Consider the following 230-nt stretch of genomic DNA (forward strand, 5'->3'; position numbering starts at 1 on the left):
ACGTTTTCCTGAACAAAGACCTTTTTCAGCGCAGCATGCCCAGCGATCATGGTCAGAACGTTGTTGCTAAAAGTGCCGCCGTGCGAGAGCATTCTCTCATGACCGGGTCCCAGCCTGTCCATATGTCGCGCGGGCCCGCACAAAGCCCCGAAGTTGAGACCGCCGCCGAAGAACTTGCCGAGCGTGGTCAGGTCTGGATAGACACCGATTACCGATTGATAACCGCCGAC

General features: G+C 57.0%; 1 protein-coding gene. It reads right to left on the minus strand.

Annotation, left to right across the window (positions count from 1 at the left end):
* The coding region (locus EOD29_RS35575) for an aminotransferase class III-fold pyridoxal phosphate-dependent enzyme (RefSeq protein ID WP_127248948.1) at positions 1-230 on the minus strand (230 nt) is incomplete at both ends.

The sequence above is a fragment of the Mesorhizobium sp. M1A.T.Ca.IN.004.03.1.1 genome (assembly GCF_003997555.1).
In the GTDB taxonomy this organism is placed as follows: Bacteria; Pseudomonadota; Alphaproteobacteria; order Rhizobiales; family Rhizobiaceae; genus Mesorhizobium.